This is a genomic window from Clavibacter michiganensis (assembly GCF_002151125.1).
GTDB lineage: Bacteria > Actinomycetota > Actinomycetes > Actinomycetales > Microbacteriaceae > Clavibacter > Clavibacter michiganensis_C.
Window position 1 is genome coordinate 257,800 of record NZ_MDJZ01000005.1, and the last position, 14,537, is coordinate 272,336.

16 protein-coding genes are annotated in these 14,537 nt (G+C 72.7%); 8 read left to right on the forward strand and 8 right to left on the reverse strand.

All coding sequences use genetic code 11. The features are described 5' to 3' along the window. Nucleotides 1–122 precede the first annotated feature (122 nt). Genes rfbA through BFL37_RS03795 form a run of 3 tightly spaced genes read right to left on the reverse strand, consistent with a single transcriptional unit; the run spans nucleotide 123 to nucleotide 2,132 of the window. Entirely contained in the window at nucleotides 123–1,001 is an 879-nt protein-coding gene (rfbA, locus tag BFL37_RS03785; protein ID WP_086513825.1) for a glucose-1-phosphate thymidylyltransferase RfbA, read from the reverse strand. Between the two features lie 3 nt (nucleotides 1,002–1,004). Then, the gene (locus tag BFL37_RS03790; protein WP_086513826.1) at nucleotides 1,005–1,610 is read right to left on the reverse strand and encodes a dTDP-4-dehydrorhamnose 3,5-epimerase family protein; all 606 of its coding nucleotides are present in this window, start codon (nucleotides 1,608–1,610) and stop codon (nucleotides 1,005–1,007) included. 21 nt (nucleotides 1,611–1,631) lie between these two features. Next, nucleotides 1,632–2,132, reverse strand: coding sequence for a GtrA family protein (locus BFL37_RS03795; RefSeq protein ID WP_086513827.1), 501 nt, complete (start codon nucleotides 2,130–2,132; stop codon nucleotides 1,632–1,634). A 165-nt stretch (nucleotides 2,133–2,297) separates the two neighbouring features. Between BFL37_RS03795 and rfbB the strand changes: the two genes are divergently transcribed. The 5 genes from rfbB to BFL37_RS03820 all read left to right on the forward strand — a co-directional run bounded on the left by rfbB (nucleotide 2,298) and on the right by BFL37_RS03820 (nucleotide 7,070). Next, on the forward strand, nucleotides 2,298–3,287 hold the full coding sequence (gene rfbB / locus BFL37_RS03800; RefSeq protein ID WP_086513828.1) for a dTDP-glucose 4,6-dehydratase: 990 nt from the start codon (nucleotides 2,298–2,300) through the stop codon (nucleotides 3,285–3,287). Beyond that, entirely contained in the window at nucleotides 3,284–4,138 is an 855-nt protein-coding gene (rfbD, locus tag BFL37_RS03805) for a dTDP-4-dehydrorhamnose reductase (RefSeq protein WP_086513829.1), read from the forward strand. Before rfbB ends, rfbD begins: the two co-directional genes overlap by 4 nt. Nucleotides 4,139–4,233: 95 nt before the next feature. Beyond that, complete coding sequence (locus tag BFL37_RS03810; RefSeq protein ID WP_086513830.1) at nucleotides 4,234–5,103, forward strand: ABC transporter permease; 870 nt, start codon at nucleotides 4,234–4,236, stop codon at nucleotides 5,101–5,103. Beyond that, complete coding sequence (locus tag BFL37_RS03815) at nucleotides 5,087–5,833, forward strand: ABC transporter ATP-binding protein (RefSeq protein ID WP_086513831.1); 747 nt, start codon at nucleotides 5,087–5,089, stop codon at nucleotides 5,831–5,833. Before BFL37_RS03810 ends, BFL37_RS03815 begins: the two co-directional genes overlap by 17 nt. A gap of 97 nt (nucleotides 5,834–5,930) precedes the next feature. Next, nucleotides 5,931–7,070 carry a glycosyltransferase family 4 protein gene (locus BFL37_RS03820; protein ID WP_086513832.1) on the forward strand — a complete coding sequence of 380 codons (1,140 nt, stop codon included), beginning with the start codon at nucleotides 5,931–5,933 and terminating at the stop codon, nucleotides 7,068–7,070. 15 nt (nucleotides 7,071–7,085) lie between these two features. On the opposite strand, the gene BFL37_RS03825 is transcribed toward BFL37_RS03820, so the two are convergent. The 3 genes from BFL37_RS03825 to BFL37_RS03835 form a co-directional block, all read right to left on the reverse strand. Beyond that, a complete protein-coding gene (locus tag BFL37_RS03825) occupies nucleotides 7,086–8,435 on the reverse strand; it encodes an LCP family protein (protein WP_086513833.1) in 1,350 nt (449 codons plus the stop codon). Further along, on the reverse strand, nucleotides 8,432–8,956 hold the full coding sequence (gene purE / locus BFL37_RS03830; protein ID WP_086513834.1) for a 5-(carboxyamino)imidazole ribonucleotide mutase: 525 nt from the start codon (nucleotides 8,954–8,956) through the stop codon (nucleotides 8,432–8,434). Before purE ends, BFL37_RS03825 begins: the two co-directional genes overlap by 4 nt. Nucleotides 8,957–9,094: 138 nt before the next feature. Continuing rightward, entirely contained in the window at nucleotides 9,095–10,222 is a 1,128-nt protein-coding gene (locus tag BFL37_RS03835) for a 5-(carboxyamino)imidazole ribonucleotide synthase (protein ID WP_086513835.1), read from the reverse strand. Nucleotides 10,223–10,359: 137 nt separating this feature from the next. On the opposite strand from BFL37_RS03835, the gene BFL37_RS03840 reads away from it, so the two are divergent. Then, nucleotides 10,360–10,878: a GtrA family protein gene (locus BFL37_RS03840; protein WP_086513836.1), complete on the forward strand. Its 519-nt coding sequence runs from the start codon at nucleotides 10,360–10,362 to the stop codon at nucleotides 10,876–10,878. 32 nt (nucleotides 10,879–10,910) lie between these two features. On the opposite strand, the gene BFL37_RS03845 is transcribed toward BFL37_RS03840, so the two are convergent. Beyond that, nucleotides 10,911–11,705: a PH domain-containing protein gene (locus BFL37_RS03845; protein ID WP_086513837.1), complete on the reverse strand. Its 795-nt coding sequence runs from the start codon at nucleotides 11,703–11,705 to the stop codon at nucleotides 10,911–10,913. A gap of 3 nt (nucleotides 11,706–11,708) precedes the next feature. Continuing rightward, nucleotides 11,709–12,491, reverse strand: a complete 783-nt coding sequence (locus tag BFL37_RS03850; RefSeq protein ID WP_086513838.1) for a biotin--[acetyl-CoA-carboxylase] ligase — start codon at nucleotides 12,489–12,491, stop codon at nucleotides 11,709–11,711. Between the two features lie 149 nt (nucleotides 12,492–12,640). Here BFL37_RS03850 and BFL37_RS03855 point away from each other — a divergent pair, with 149 nt between their 5' ends. Then, nucleotides 12,641–14,212: an acyl-CoA carboxylase subunit beta gene (locus BFL37_RS03855; RefSeq protein WP_086513839.1), complete on the forward strand. Its 1,572-nt coding sequence runs from the start codon at nucleotides 12,641–12,643 to the stop codon at nucleotides 14,210–14,212. Beyond that, nucleotides 14,209–14,442 carry an acyl-CoA carboxylase subunit epsilon gene (locus BFL37_RS03860; protein ID WP_086513840.1) on the forward strand — a complete coding sequence of 78 codons (234 nt, stop codon included), beginning with the start codon at nucleotides 14,209–14,211 and terminating at the stop codon, nucleotides 14,440–14,442. Before BFL37_RS03855 ends, BFL37_RS03860 begins: the two co-directional genes overlap by 4 nt. Nucleotides 14,443–14,537 lie beyond the last annotated feature (95 nt).

A 14,537-nucleotide genomic window follows, 5' to 3' on the forward strand; every position in this document is an offset into this window, starting at 1 on the left:
CCCCTCGATCGTCAGTCCGGGCGCGCATGCGCCGACCGGACCCCGACGCCCGCCGGGCGGCTCGGATCGGCCGGGGCGCGCCGGGCTCCCCCGATGGTAGCGGGGAGCGCCGGGGCGGTCGGTCAGCCCTGCCGGTCGGCCGACGCGGCGAGCTCCGCGAGGTAGCTGCCGTACCCGCTCTTGATCAGAGGAGCCGCGAGCGCGCGCAGGGCGTCGAGGTCGATCCAGCCGGCGCGGTACGCGATCTCCTCGATGCAGCCGATCTTGAAGCCCTGGCGGTCCTCGATGACCTTCACGTACTCGGAGGCCTGCATCATGCTCTCGAACGTGCCGGTGTCGAGCCACGCGGTGCCGCGGTCGAGCACCTGCACGCGGAGGCGGCCGGCCTGGAGGTAGTGGTCGTTGACGGCCGTGATCTCGAGCTCGCCGCGCTCGCTGGGCTCGATGCCCTTGGCGATCTCGACCACGTCGTTGTCGAAGAAGTAGAGGCCGGGCACGGCGTAGGCGCTCTTGGGCCGCGCGGGCTTCTCCTCGATGGAGACGGCGGTGAAGTCGTCGTCGAACTCGACGACGCCGTACGCCGTGGGATCGGCCACGTGGTACGCGAAGATCAGCGCGCCGTCGATCTCGGTGTTCTTCCGCAGGCTCGTGCCGAGGCCGGCGCCGTGGAAGATGTTGTCGCCGAGGACGAGGGCCACCGAGTCGTCGCCGATGAACTCCTCGCCGATCACGAACGCCTGCGCGAGGCCGTCGGGCGAGGGCTGCACCGCGTACTCGATGCGCATGCCGAGGTGCGAGCCGTCGCCGAGCAGGGCCCGGAACTGGTCGTTGTACTCGGGCGTCGTGATGATGAGCACCTCGCGGATGTCCGCCATCATCAGCGTCGACAGGGGGTAGTAGATCATCGGCTTGTCGTAGATCGGCATCAGCTGCTTGCTGATGCCCTTCGTGATCGGCCAGAGCCGCGTGCCGGAACCGCCGGCCAGGATGATGCCCTTCACGGGTCAGCTCACCTTCTGGGAGTCATGGAAGGCGCGCATGTCCGACCAGGTGGGGAGGAGGCCTGCTGCGGCCGCCTCGGCGAGCGTCGGGGCGTCGGTGTCCTTCGGGGAGAGCAGCGGCTCGCCCGCCTCCTCGGGGAAGACGAGGCCGATCTCGGGGTCGAGCGGGTCGATGCCGTGCTCGGCCGAGGGGTTGTACACGTCGCTCACGAGGTAGGTGACGGCCGCGTCGTCGGTCAGCGCGACGAAGCAGTGGCCGAGGCCCTCGGAGATGTAGACGGCCTTGTGCGTCTCGGTGTCGAGGCGCACGCTGTCCCACCGGCCGAAGGTCGGGGAACCGACGCGGATGTCCACGATGAAGTCGAGCACGGCGCCGGAGACGGCCTTCACGTGCTTGGCCTGACCGCGCGGGACGTCGGCGAAGTGGATGCCGCGTACGACACCCCGCTTCGAGACGCTCATGTTCGCCTGGCGGAGGTCGAGCGGGTGGCCAACCGCCTCCTGGATCTCGTCGAACCGGTACCACTCGAGGAACACGCCCCGGTCGTCGGTCCGCTGGACGGGGGTCAGCTCGTAGGCGTCGGGTACGCCGAGCTCTCGGATCTGCACGATCCGTAGCCTAGCGACGGGTCAGCGCCGGGCTCCGGCGCCCGCGTCGACCGGATCACCGTCCGGCTCCCCCTCTCCGGGGGTGGACCTGCGGAACGAGAACCGGCCGTGGCCCACGTAGCTGATGACGGTGATCACCACGACGAGCAGCGCCTGCGCCCCCAGCCGCGGGACGCCGACCGCCACCAGCACCGGGAGGAGGACGGCGTTGAGAGTGATGGAGACGAGGTAGACGGACACGAACCGGCCGAGGTCGCGCAGGACGTGGCCGCGCACGCGGAAGACCAGGCGGCGGTACAGCGCGAAGGCCGCCAGGATCGCGACGGCGTAGCTGCCGAGGAGCGGCACGAGGGATCCGGCGATCGGCTGCCCGGCGTCGTCGAGCGCGCGTCCCGCGGTGGCCTCGAGCGCGGCGAACAGCGCGAAGGCGAACACGGTGTTGAAGCCGCCGACGAGGAGGAACCGCACGCGCCGGTCGCCGAGCAGGCCGCGCAGGCGGACGAGGGGGCGGGGTGCGGGCACGCGCCCATCCTCCCCCGCCGCGCTGCGCGCACCCCTGATGTGGGGTCCGGCGGCCGCCCGTCGACCGGCGCCCGCTCGATAGGATCGAGCGCCGGGCGCCCGAACGCGCCGGCCCCCGACGCCGGCCCACCCCTCCGGCTCCCCCGACGACAGGACGTATCCCCCATGAGGATCCTCGTGACCGGCGGCGCCGGCTTCATCGGCTCCAACTTCGTGCGCCACGCGCTCCAGGACCACTACGCCGGGCTCGAGGGCGCCGACGTCGTCGTGCTCGACGCGCTCACCTACTCGGGCAACCTCGAGAACCTCGCGCCCGTCAGCGACTCCCCGCGGTACACGTTCGTGCACGGCGACATCCGCGACGACGCCGTCCTCGACGAGTGGATCCCCCAGGTCGACGCCGTCGTGCACTTCGCCGCCGAGAGCCACGTCGACCGCTCCGTGCGCGACGCGAGCATCTTCGTCGAGACCAACGTGCTCGGCACGCAGAAGCTCCTCGACGCCGCCCTGCGCCACGACCTGAAGCGCTTCGTGCACGTCTCCACCGACGAGGTCTACGGATCCATCGCGGAAGGGTCGTGGGACGAGGAGCGTCCGCTCGAGCCCAACTCCCCTTACTCCGCGTCGAAGGCCGGCAGCGACCTGCTCGCCCGGTCGTACCACCGCACGCACGGGCTCAACGTGTCCATCACGCGCTGCTCGAACAACTACGGGCCGTACCACTTCCCCGAGAAGGTCATCCCGCTCTTCGTCACCAACCTCATCGACGACGAGCACGTCCCGCTCTACGGCGAGGGCCTCAACATCCGCGACTGGCTGCACGTCGACGACCACTGCCGCGGCATCGCGCTCGTGCTCGTGCAGGGCGCGCCCGGCGAGATCTACAACATCGGCGGCGGCACCGAGCTCACCAACCGCGAGCTCACGCAGCTGCTGCTGGACGCCACCGGCCGCGACTGGTCGTACGTCGACCGCGTCGAGGACCGCAAGGGCCACGACCTCCGCTACTCGGTCGACATCTCCAAGATCCAGCGTGAGCTCGGCTACGCCCCGCAGGTGCCGTTCGAGCAGGGCCTCGCCGACGTCGTCGAGTGGTACCGCGAGAACCGCGCGTGGTGGGAGCCGCTGAAGCAGCGCGCCGAGCTGCCCGCGTGAGCCGGATCCTCGTCACGGGCGCCCGCGGCATGCTCGGCCAGGACCTCCTGCCCGCGCTCGCCGCCCACGACGTGACGGCGCCCGCGCGCGCCGAGCTCGACATCACCGACGAGGCCGCCGTGCGCCGGGCCGTCGCCGGGCACGACGTCGTCGTGAACCTCGCCGCCTACACCGCGGTCGACGCGGCCGAGGAGCACGAGGACGAGGCCCGGGCGATCAACGCGACCGGTGCCGGGATCCTCGCGCGCGCCGCCGGCGAGGCCGGCGCCCGCATCGTGCACGTGTCCACCGACTACGTCTTCGACGGAACCGCCACCTCCCCCTACCCGGAGGACGCGCCCCACGCGCCCGTCTCGGCCTACGGCCGCACCAAGGCCGAGGGCGAGCGGCTCGTGCTCGACGGCCACCCGGCGGGCGCGAGCGTCGTGCGCACCGCGTGGCTGTTCGGCGCCGGCGGCCCGTCCTTCCCGTCCACGATGCTGCGCCTCGCCGCGTCGCACGACACCGTCTCCGTGGTCGACGACCAGCGCGGCCAGCCGACGTGGACGGTCGACCTCGCGGCGCGCATCGTCGAGCTCGTCGACCGGGGCGCGCCCGCGGGCGTGTTCCACGGCACGGCCTCCGGCGAGACGACCTGGTACGACCTCGCCCGGGCCGTCTTCGCCGCGGCGGGACTGGATCCCGAGCGCGTGCGGCCGACCGACAGCGCCTCCTTCGTGCGCCCGGCGCCGCGCCCCGCGTACTCCGTGCTCGGGCACGGGGCCTGGGCCCGCCTGGGCCTCGCGCCGCTCCGCGACTGGCGCGAGGCGCTGTCCGACGCCGCCGGGCACGGCGTCCTCCGGGCACGCTGACGGCTACACTCGTGTCCGGTCCGATCCCGGAGACCCGAGCCGATCCCGCTCCGCGCCCCGCGCGAGCCCCACGCAGTCCGAAGGGCACCACCGACGTGTCGAGCATGACGAGTTCCCAAGCCCGGGAGTTCTCGAGGCCCGGCACGGGCGCGGGGCTCCTGGACGTGTACCGCCGCCGCTACCTCCTCTCCCTCCTCGTCAAGAAGGAGGTGCAGGTCAGGTACCGCGGATCCGTCCTCGGCTGGCTCTGGTCGTACGTGAAGCCCGCGGCCCAGTTCGCGGTCTTCTTCGTGGCGATGGGCGTGTTCCTCCGGCTCAACCAGAACCAGGTCAACTACCCCATCTACCTGTTCTCCGGGATCATCCTCATCAACTTCTACACCGAGGCGTTCTCCAACTCGACGAAGTCGCTCGTGGACAACGGGGCGCTGATCAAGAAGATCTACCTGCCCCGCGAGCTGTTCCCGGTCTCCAGCACGTTCGTGGCGCTGGTGAACTTCCTGCCGCAGCTCGTCATCCTGCTCGTGGTGTGCCTCTTCGTCGGCTGGGCGCCGACGCCCGTGCAGGTGCTCGGGATCCTGCTCGGCGTGGCCATCATCGGCATCCTGGCCATCGGCCTCGGCATGCTGTTCGGGGCCGCCAACGTGTCCTTCCGCGACTCGCAGAACTTCGTCGAGCTGATCGTCATGGTCGTGGTGTGGGCCTCGCCCGTGCTCTACCCGTTCGCGCAGGTGCGCGACGTGCTGCCGGACTGGCTGCTCGTCGTCTACCAGCTGAACCCCGTCACGGCCGCCGTCGAGCTCTTCCACGCCGGCTTCTGGTACCCCACCACGGGCGGCACCGGGGACCTGCCGGAGAACCTCTGGATGTACGGCTTCGTCGCCCTCGGGGTCGCCCTGCTCAGCCTGCTGCTCGGGCAGCTCGTCTTCAAGAAGCTGGAGGGGCGCTTTGCCCAGGACCTCTGAGTCGGACGCGCTCCCGCGCATCATCGTCGAGAACGTGCGGAAGTCGTTCCTCCTCCGCCACACGCACTCCATCAAGGAGACGGTGATCGCCGCCGTCCGCCGGAAGCCCCTCGCCTCCACCTTCGACGCGCTCGAGGACGTGAGCTTCTCCGTGCGGCCGGGCGAGTCCGTGGCGCTGATGGGGTTCAACGGATCCGGCAAGTCCACGCTCCTCAAGCTCATCTCGGGCGTCTACCAGCCCGACAGCGGCGAGGTCCTCGCGCGCGGACGCATCGCCGGCCTCATCGAGGTGGGCGCCGGGTTCCACCCCGACCTCTCCGGCCGGGAGAACATCTACCTCAACGCGGCGATCCTCGGCATGGAGCAGCACGAGATCGACGCGCGCTTCGACCAGATCGTCGAGTTCAGCGAGATCGAGAAGTTCATCGACACCGAGGTCAAGCACTACTCCTCCGGCATGTTCCTCCGGCTGGCGTTCTCGGTCGCGATCCACACCGAGGTCGACATCCTGCTGGTCGACGAGATCCTCTCCGTCGGCGACGAGCCGTTCCAGCGCAAGTGCCTCGCGAAGATCCGCGAGCTGCACGACGCGGGCAAGACGCTCGTGGTCGTGAGCCACGACCTCGACATGGTGTCGGACCTCTGCGAGCGCGGGATCCTCATCCAGTCGGGCAAGGTCGCGTTCGACGGCCCGTCCAAGGACGCCGTCGAGCGGATGCGCCGGAGCTGACCCGCGCGCGCCCCGCGCCGCCTCCCGGGGAGCGCGGGCGCGCGCCGGTACGATGGTCCTCCCGCGGGCCGACCCGACACCCGCGCGATGGAGGACCGTGACCACCACGCTGCGCGTGATCATCGACCAGCTGACCGGGCCCACGCCCGGCGGGATCGGCCGCTACGCCGAGGACCTGACGAGCGCCATCGTCGCCGCGACGCCGAGCGGCTGCGAGGTCGAGGGCGTGGTCTCCGCGGTCACCCCGGAGCAGACCGCCGACCTCGACGAGCGCCTGCCCGGCCTCGCCCGCATCACGCGCGTGCCGCTCCCCCGCCGCGAGCTCTCCCGCGCCTGGCAGCTCGGCCTCCCGACGCCCGGCACCTCCGGCATGGTGCACGCGCCCGGCCTCCTCGCGCCGCTGCGCCGCCACGACCGCGTCAACACGCACGACCAGATCGTCGCCACCATCCACGACGTCAACGCCTGGACCCATCCCGAGAGCATGACGAGCGCCTCCGTCTCCTGGACGAAGGCCATGGCGAAGCGCGCCCGCAAGCACGCCGACGCCGTCGTCGTGCCGTCGCACGCGCTGGCCGAGGAGCTCGCGCGCTACGTCGACCTGGGCGACCGGGTGCGGGTGATCGGCGGGGCCGTCAGCTCGCGCATCGCCCTCCCCGAGGATCCCGCCGCCCGTGCCGCCGAGCTCGACCTGCCGGCGGACTACCTGCTCACGGTCGGGAGCCTCGAGCCGCGCAAGGGCGTCCAGGCGCTCGTGCAGGCGCTCGCGCGGCCCGAGACCGGCGACCTGCCGCTGCTCATCGTCGGGCCGGCGACGTGGGGCGACGTCGAGCTCGCGCAGGTCGCCGACGAGGCGGGCGTCGACGCGTCGCGCGTGCGCAGCCTCGGATCCCTCACGGACGCCGACCTCGCCGTCGCGCTCGACCGCGCCACGGTCTTCGTGCACCCCAGCCTCTCGGAGGGCTTCGGCCTGCCGGTCGTGGAGGCGCTGTCCTTCGGCACGCCCGTCGTGCACTCGGACGCCCCCGCCCTGCTCGAGGTCGCGGCCGACGCGGGCGTCGTGGTGCCCCGCGAGGACGCCGACGGCTACCCGCTGCGCCTCGCCGAGGCCATCGGCGGGCTGCTGTCCGACACGGCCGCGCGCGAGCGCCTCGCCGTCGTCGGCCAGGACCGCGCCCGCGCGTTCAGCTGGCGCGACTCCGCCGAGAAGGTCTGGCAGCTGCACGCCGACCTGTAGGCGCGGCCACCGGGATCAGCCCGCGGAGCCGTTCGCGAACTGGTCCTGGATGGCCTGGCGGATCGCCGGGAAGTCCGGCTTCTGCGAGTCGAAGCGCGGGGGCACGATCTCCAGGTCGTCGATCGGCTGGTCCTTCGTCTTCAGCGCCAGCTGCGTGAAGTAGCCGAGCATGCCGCGCGGGATGTCGGTCTTCACCACCTGCTGGCCGGCCTCGGCGATCGCGTCGAACTTGGTGAGCACGTTGGCCGGGTCGAACTGCTTCAGCACGGCCTGCTGCACCTCGCGCTGGCGCGCCATGCGGTCGTAGTCGGTGGTCTGGTAGCGGGAGCGCGCGTACCAGAGCGCGTGGTAGCCGTCGAGCTTCTGCTGGCCGGGCTCGATCCACTCGGGGATCGGCACCGGCCGGAACTCGTCGTCGTGCCCGGAGCCCATGCCGATGCGGCGCTGCACGTCGATGTCGATCCCGCCGAGCGCGTCGACCACGTCGGAGAAGCCCTGCATGTCGATGAGCGCGTAGTACTGGATCGTCAGCCCCGTGACGCCCTGCACGGCCTCGCGCATCGCCTCGATGCCGGGGAGGCTGCCCTTCTCCTTCGCGTCGGGGTAGAGGTCCTGCTTGTAGACCTCGACCTCCGTGTAGATGGAGTTGAGCATGCAGGCGTCCACGTCGCAGCGCTGGTAGCCGTTCGGGTAGCGCGCCTCGAGCGGCGAGCCGTCGGAGAACGGCACCTTCTCCATGTCGCGCGGGAGGCCGACCATGGTGGCGCGCCCGGTGTCGGCGTCGATGCTCACGACGGTGATGCTGTCGGGGCGGAGGCCGGACCGGTCGCTGCCCGCGTCGCCGCCGAGCAGCATGATGTTGTAGCGGCCGTCGACGGGCGCCTCGGTGGCGTAGTCGCCGAAGATCCCGCCGAGGGCGCCGCGGCCGACGCCCACGACGTAGGCGGCGTAGCCCGCGGATCCGGCCGTGCCGACCATGAGCAGCACCGACAGCGCCGCGATGACCGGGCGGGCGCGCGGCGCCACGCGGATGATGCGGGCGAGCCGGAGCGTGTCGAGCGCGAGCACCACCCAGAGCACGGCGTAGGCCGCGAGCAGCGCCTGCAGCACGACGAGCAGCCACTCCTGGGACACCAGCTGGATGAGCGCGCCGCGCGCGAACAGCGCGAGCCCGCCGCCGACGACGGCCAGCGCCCACACGACGAGCGTGGAGGCGAGCCCGACGCGGCCGAGGCGGCGGCTCCCGGCCAGCACCTGGGCGGATCCGGGGATGAGGACGTTCAGCACCACGAGCCACCAGGCCCGCGTGGTCATGATGCGCGGCGACCGGCTGTCCGGGTGCCGGATGGGCTGGGTCAGGCTCACGTGCGCGACGACGCCTTCTGCTGCAGCGCGGCGTTCTTGCGCTCGACGAGCTCGGCGAGCTCGGTCCGGTGGCGCGCGAGCGCGTCGGCGATGCGCTCGTCGGACGTGGAGAGGATGCGCGCGGCCAGCAGCCCGGCGTTCTCCGCGCCGCCGATGGATACCGTGGCGACGGGCACGCCCGCGGGCATCTGCACGATGGACAGCAGCGAGTCCATGCCGTCGAGGGTCGACAGCGGCACGGGCACGCCGATGACGGGCAGGGTCGTGACCGAGGCGAGCATGCCCGGCAGGTGCGCGGCGCCGCCGGCCCCCGCGACGATGACGCGGATCCCCCGCTCGCGCGCGGTCTGCCCGTAGGCGATCATGCGCTCGGGCGTGCGGTGGGCGGACAGCACCTCGACCTCGTGGGCGATGCCCAGGGCGTCGAGCGCGCGGGACGCCTTCTCCATCACGTTCCAGTCGGAGTCGGAGCCCATGACGAGGCCGACGAGTGCAGGGGTGTCGGGATTCACGGGCTCCATGCTAGGTGCCGGATCCCCGCCGCCCGCCCGCGCCACGCAGCCCGGGCGCGGCCGGACCACGTCGGGCGTCCGCGCCCCCGCGGGATGCGGGCGCGCGCCCCCGTCGGCGGACCCGCGAGATCCGCCCGTCCCGTCCGGTCAGCCCCGGAAGAACGCCGCGGCGGCGCGCGCCCGGTACGCGGTCTCGTCGAGGTCGTCGCCCACCACCGTCACGTGCCCGACCTTGCGGCCGGGGCGCGGGTCCTTGCCGTAGAAGTGGAAGCGCGCCTCCGGCTGGTCGGCGAGCGCCCGCGGGTAGCGGTCGGCGACGGTGCCGGACTCGGGCCCGCCCAGCACGTTGATCATGACCGACCACGGCGCCAGCGGCCGGGTGGATCCGAGGGGCAGGTCGAGCACGGCGCGCAGGTGCTGCTCGAACTGGCCGGTGACCGCGCCGTCCATCGACCAGTGGCCCGTGTTGTGCGGGCGCATCGCCAGCTCGTTCACGAGGAGGCGCCCGTCGACCGTCTCGAACAGCTCGACCGCGAGGACGCCCGTGACGCCGAGCCCCTCCGCGATCCCGCGGGCCATCTCCTCCGCCGCCTCGCGCAGCCGCGGGCTCGCGCCGTGCGCGGGGGCGATGACCTCGGCGCACACGCCGTCGCGCTGGATCGACTCGACGACGGGCCAGGCGGCGATGTCGCCGGACGGCCGGCGGGCGACCGACTGCGCCAGCTCGCGCGCGTAGTCCACGAGCTCCTCGGCCAGCAGCGCGTCGCCCGCGCCGAGCGCGTCGAACCAGTCGCCGGCCTCGTCGGCGGAGCGCACCACCCGCACGCCCTTGCCGTCGTATCCGCCGCGCGGGGTCTTGACGACGCCGACGCCGCCGTTGTCGGCGAGGAACGCGGCGAGCGCCTCCCGGTCGGCGACCCGCGCCCACACGGGCACGGGCACGCCGAGCTGCTCGAGGCGCTCGCGCATGAGCAGCTTGTCCTGGGCGACGAGCAGCGCATCCGGCCCCGGATGCACGGCGACGCCCTCGGCGACGAGCGCGCGGAGGACGTGCTGCGGCACGTGCTCGTGGTCGAAGGTGATCACGTCGACGTCGCGGGCGAACGCGCGCACGACGTCGAGGTCGCGGTAGTCGCCGACGGCGGTCGCGGCGAGGCCGGCGGACATGCCCTCGGCCTCGGCGAGCACGCGGATCCCGATCCCGAGCTCGACGGCGGGGGCGATCATCATCCGGGCGAGCTGGCCGCCTCCGACGACTCCGACGATGGGCGTCATGGTGTCCTCCTCATGGCAGGTGGGTGGGCCCGAGGCCGCCCGCGGGCGGCCTCGGGACGGTCGAGGGGCGGGACCAGCCGGTATCATCGTCCGTCACGCCACCCGCCATCCTCCCCCATCCAGGACGGACCCCGCCCATGTCCCCCCGCCGCTCCCTCGCGTCGCTCGGCGTCCAGATCGCCCAGTTCGGCCTCGTCGGCGGCCTGGGCTTCCTGGTGGACCTCGCGGTCTTCAACCTCCTGCGCGCCACCGTCCTCCACCCCGACTCCGTCGACGCCGGGCCGCTGCTCGCCAAGGTGGCCTCCACCGTCGTGGCCATCGCCGTCAACTGGGTGGGCAACCGCTACTGGACCTTCGGCAAGCAGCGCACCACCCGCCGCGGCCGCGAGGCGCTCGAGTTCCTCGCGGTGAGCCTCGTCGGCATGCTCATCGGGCTCGCGTGCCTCTACGTCTCGCACTACGTGCTCGGCTTCACGTCGCCGCTCGCGGACAACGTCTCGGCGAACGTCATCGGGCTGGGCCTCGGATCCGCGGTGCGCTTCGTCCTCTACCGCCAGTGGGTCTACTCCCCCGCCCGTCGGCACGCGGCGCCGCAGCCCGCCCCGCCGTCGGAGCGCGGACGCACCGAGGACGCCGACCGGGTCGCGGTCTCCTAGCGGCCGACGTCCCTCCCGCCTCGCGGGACCCGTCAGCCGCGCTGCCAGGGCTGCGTGTCGTCCGGCCACACGGAGCGCGCCTCGTCCGGCTGGCGCCAGGCCGCCTCGCCGGGCCGTCCGCGGCGGGACTCCTCCTGGCGGCGGCGCTCGGCGACCATGTTCGCGTTCTCCTCCATGAGGTCCTGCAGCGCCTGCACGACGAGGACCGCCGAGGGCACGTCGCGGAGCACGACGGGCGACTCGAGCCCCGCGTTGATGGTGACGTGGCCGCTGCGGTGCAGGTGCTGCAGGGGGCCGCGACGCAGGGTCACGTCGTAGCCGCGCGAGTGCAGCAGCTCCTGCCGGGTGCGCACGAAGAAGCCGTGCGAGACGATGAGGCGCCGGGTCGTCACCGTGTAGCGCCGGTTCAGCCACACGAGCACGGGCAGCAGCGAGACGAAGACCGCGACGCCCGCGAGCGCGACGAGCAGCAGCATGTTCTCCCACGGCTCCGGGAACCAGGCGCCGAAGTACCCGCCCGTGAGGCAGATCGCGAGGAGGAGCAGCACGGGCAGCGTGAGCGCGCGGCCGTGCGGGCGGAGCCGGACGAGGACGCGCTCCGGGTCGGCGGCCACGACCTGCTGGGTGGGCGCGGCGGGAGGGGCGACGGGGCGGCCGAGGCGCGGATCCACGTCGTGCGACGACGTCGCGCCGCCCGTCTCCTCCTCGGCGACGCGGCGGCGCTCCTCCTTCTCGGCCCTGCGGCGGGCCCGGCGGCCGCCGCGGACGGGGAGCGCCCGCCCGCCCTCTCCGGGTGCGTACCGCTGCGTGTCACCCGTGTGCGCCATGCCTCATTGATACCGCAGATGCGTCACGTCGCCCGCGGCGACAGACGTGACGGCCGGATCCCCGGCGGACTCCACGGTCAGCCGCCCGTCGTCGTCGACCCCGGTGGCGCGCCCGAGGAGCTCGCCGCCGCCCGGCAGCTCGACGCGCACGTCCCGCCCGACGGTGGCGCACGTGCGGGCGAGCTCGTCCACCAGCCCGGCGGCGCGCGCATCCCCGGCGGCGTCGACCCAGGCGCGGTACCGCGCGCGGAACGCCGTGAGGTAGGCGGCGACGATGGCGTCCACGTCCGGATCGGGCACGCCCGCCAGCCGGAGCGACGTGGAGGTCGGCGTGGGCAGCTCCGCCTCCTCGAGCGTGAGGTTCAGGCCCGTCCCCACCAGCATGCGGCCGGGCGCGACGAGCTCGCCGAGGATCCCGGACACCTTCCGCCCGTCCACGTGCACGTCGTTCGGCCACTTGAGCGTCACCTCGGCGGGGGCGGGCACGACGTCCTGCAGGGTCGCGACGAGCGCGAGCCCCGCGACGAGCGGCAGCCAGCCGGGGTCGAGGTCCGTGTGGCCCGGCGCGCAGAGCACGCTCACCGCGAGCGTCCGGCCGGCCGGCGCGACCCACGTGCGCCCGCGGCGCCCGCGCCCCGCCGTCTGGTCGAGGGTGAGGACGACGGATCCGTCCGGCCACCCGGCGGGATCCGCGGACGCCCGGCGCGCCAGCTCGTCGTTGGTCGAGCCGACCGAGTCCGGGGCGAGGAGGCGCGGGGCGGCGAGGCGGCTGAGCGGGAGGTCCATGCCGCCACCGTAGCGACCGGAACAGGAGGACACCGCACCCGGGAGGCGCCGTCTTCTGTGCGTGGTCCACAAGAGCGAGGCATGCGCCCGCCGGTACAGTGAGGCGGGTGACTGCACACGAGCCAGACGAGGACGCCGGCGCCCCGGACATGTACACGACCGCCGGGAAGCTCGCCGATCTGAAGAGGCGCTACCACGAGGCCGTCACCGCGAGCGGCGAGGCCGCCATCGAGAAGCAGCACGCGCGCGGCAAGATGACCGCCCGCGAGCGCATCGACCAGCTGCTCGACCACGGGTCGTTCGTCGAGCTCGACGAGTTCGTCCGCCACCGCACGCACGCCTTCGGCATGGACGCGAAGAGGCCCTACGGCGACTCGGTCGTCACCGGCACGGGCACCATCGACGGCCGGCAGGTCGCCGTCTACTCGCAGGACTTCACGATCTTCGGCGGATCCCTCGGCGAGGTCGCGGGCGAGAAGATCATCAAGGTCATGGAGCTCGCCATCAAGACGGGCGTGCCCATCATCGGCATCCTCGACTCGGGCGGAGCGCGCATCCAGGAGGGCGTGGTCGCGCTCGGCAAGTACGGCGAGATCTTCCGCCTCAACACGCGCGCCTCGGGCGTCATCCCGCAGATCTCGCTCATCATGGGCCCGGCCGCGGGCGGCGCCGTCTACTCCCCCGCCCTCACCGACTTCGTGATCATGGTCGACAAGACCAGCCACATGTTCGTCACCGGCCCGGACGTCATCAAGACCGTCACCGGCGAGGAGGTCGGCTTCGAGGAGCTCGGCGGCGCGCTCACCCACAACAAGGTCTCGGGCGTCGCGCACTACCTCGCGAGCGACGAGGACGACGCGCTCGACTACGCGCGCACGCTCCTCGGCTTCCTGCCGGACAACAACCTGGCCGAGCTGCCGGAGTTCCCCCGCACGGTGGACCTGGAGCTGACGGCGCGGGACCTCGAGCTCGACACGATCATCCCTGACAGCCCGAACCAGCCGTACGACATGAAGACCATCATCGAGCTCATCGTCGACGACGGCGAGTTCCTCGAGACGCAGCCGCTGTTCGCGCCCAACATCATCGTCGGGTTCGCGCGCGTCGAGGGCCGCTCGGTCGGGATCATCGCCAACCAGCCGAACGCGATGGCGGGCACGCTCAACATCGAGGCCGGCGAGAAGGCCAGCCGCTTCGTGCGGTTCTGCGACGCGTTCTCCATCCCGATCCTCACGCTCGTCGACGTGCCCGGGTACCTGCCCGGCACCGAGCAGGAGTGGACGGGCGTCATCCGCCGCGGCGCGAAGCTGCTCTACGCGTACGCGGAGGCGACCGTGCCGCTCGTCACCGTCATCACGCGGAAGGCGTACGGCGGCGCGTACATCGTCATGGGATCCAAGCAGCTGGGCGCCGACATCAACCTCGCGTGGCCGACGGCCGAGATCGCGGTGATGGGCGGCCAGGGCGCCGTCAACATCCTCTACCGGGGCGAGATCAAGGGCGCCGAGCAGGCGGGCGAGGACGTCGCGGCGGTCCGCACCCGGCTCGCGAACGAGTACACGTACAACGTCGCCAGCCCGTTCCTCGCGGCCGAGCGCGGCGAGCTCGACAACGTGATCCAGCCGGCCGCCACGCGCGCGTCGGTGGTCAAGGCCCTGCGTGCGCTGCGCACCAAGCGCGCGAGCCTGCCGCCCAAAAAGCACGGGAACATCCCGCTGTGAGCGACGCGCAGGGATCGTCGGCGTCCTCCATCGGCGGGTTCCGCGTGCTCGGCGGCTCTCCCACCGAGGAGGAGCTCGCCGCGGCCACGGCCGTCATCGCGGCGCTGGCGGCGCAGCCCGCCGCCGAGCAGCCCGTGCGCCGTGCGCCGGACGCCTGGCAGCGATCCCAGCGCGGAGTCCGCGGCATGCTCGTGCCGGGCCCCGGACGCTGGCGCGGCTTCTCCGGCTGACCCGGGCGGCGCCCGCCTCGCGGGCTGCATTCGCCACAGGCTGTGTCCTCCCAAATGACGACTTGGCCAGCCCCTCCCGCTCCGTGAGACTCGTC

Excerpts from the sequence above, each read along its gene's own strand:
- rfbB (WP_086513828.1), top strand. The coding sequence starts at position 2,298 with ATGAGGATCCTCGTGACCGGCGGCGCCGGCTTCATCGGCTCCAACTTC.
- purE (WP_086513834.1), bottom strand. The coding sequence starts at position 8,956 with ATGGAGCCCGTGAATCCCGACACCCCTGCACTCGTCGGCCTCGTCATG.
- BFL37_RS03835 (WP_086513835.1), bottom strand. The coding sequence starts at position 10,222 with ATGACGCCCATCGTCGGAGTCGTCGGAGGCGGCCAGCTCGCCCGGATG.
- BFL37_RS03840 (WP_086513836.1), top strand. The coding sequence starts at position 10,360 with ATGTCCCCCCGCCGCTCCCTCGCGTCGCTCGGCGTCCAGATCGCCCAG.
- BFL37_RS03845 (WP_086513837.1), bottom strand. The coding sequence starts at position 11,705 with ATGGCGCACACGGGTGACACGCAGCGGTACGCACCCGGAGAGGGCGGG.
- BFL37_RS03850 (WP_086513838.1), bottom strand. The coding sequence starts at position 12,491 with ATGGACCTCCCGCTCAGCCGCCTCGCCGCCCCGCGCCTCCTCGCCCCG.
- BFL37_RS03855 (WP_086513839.1), top strand. The coding sequence starts at position 12,641 with ATGTACACGACCGCCGGGAAGCTCGCCGATCTGAAGAGGCGCTACCAC.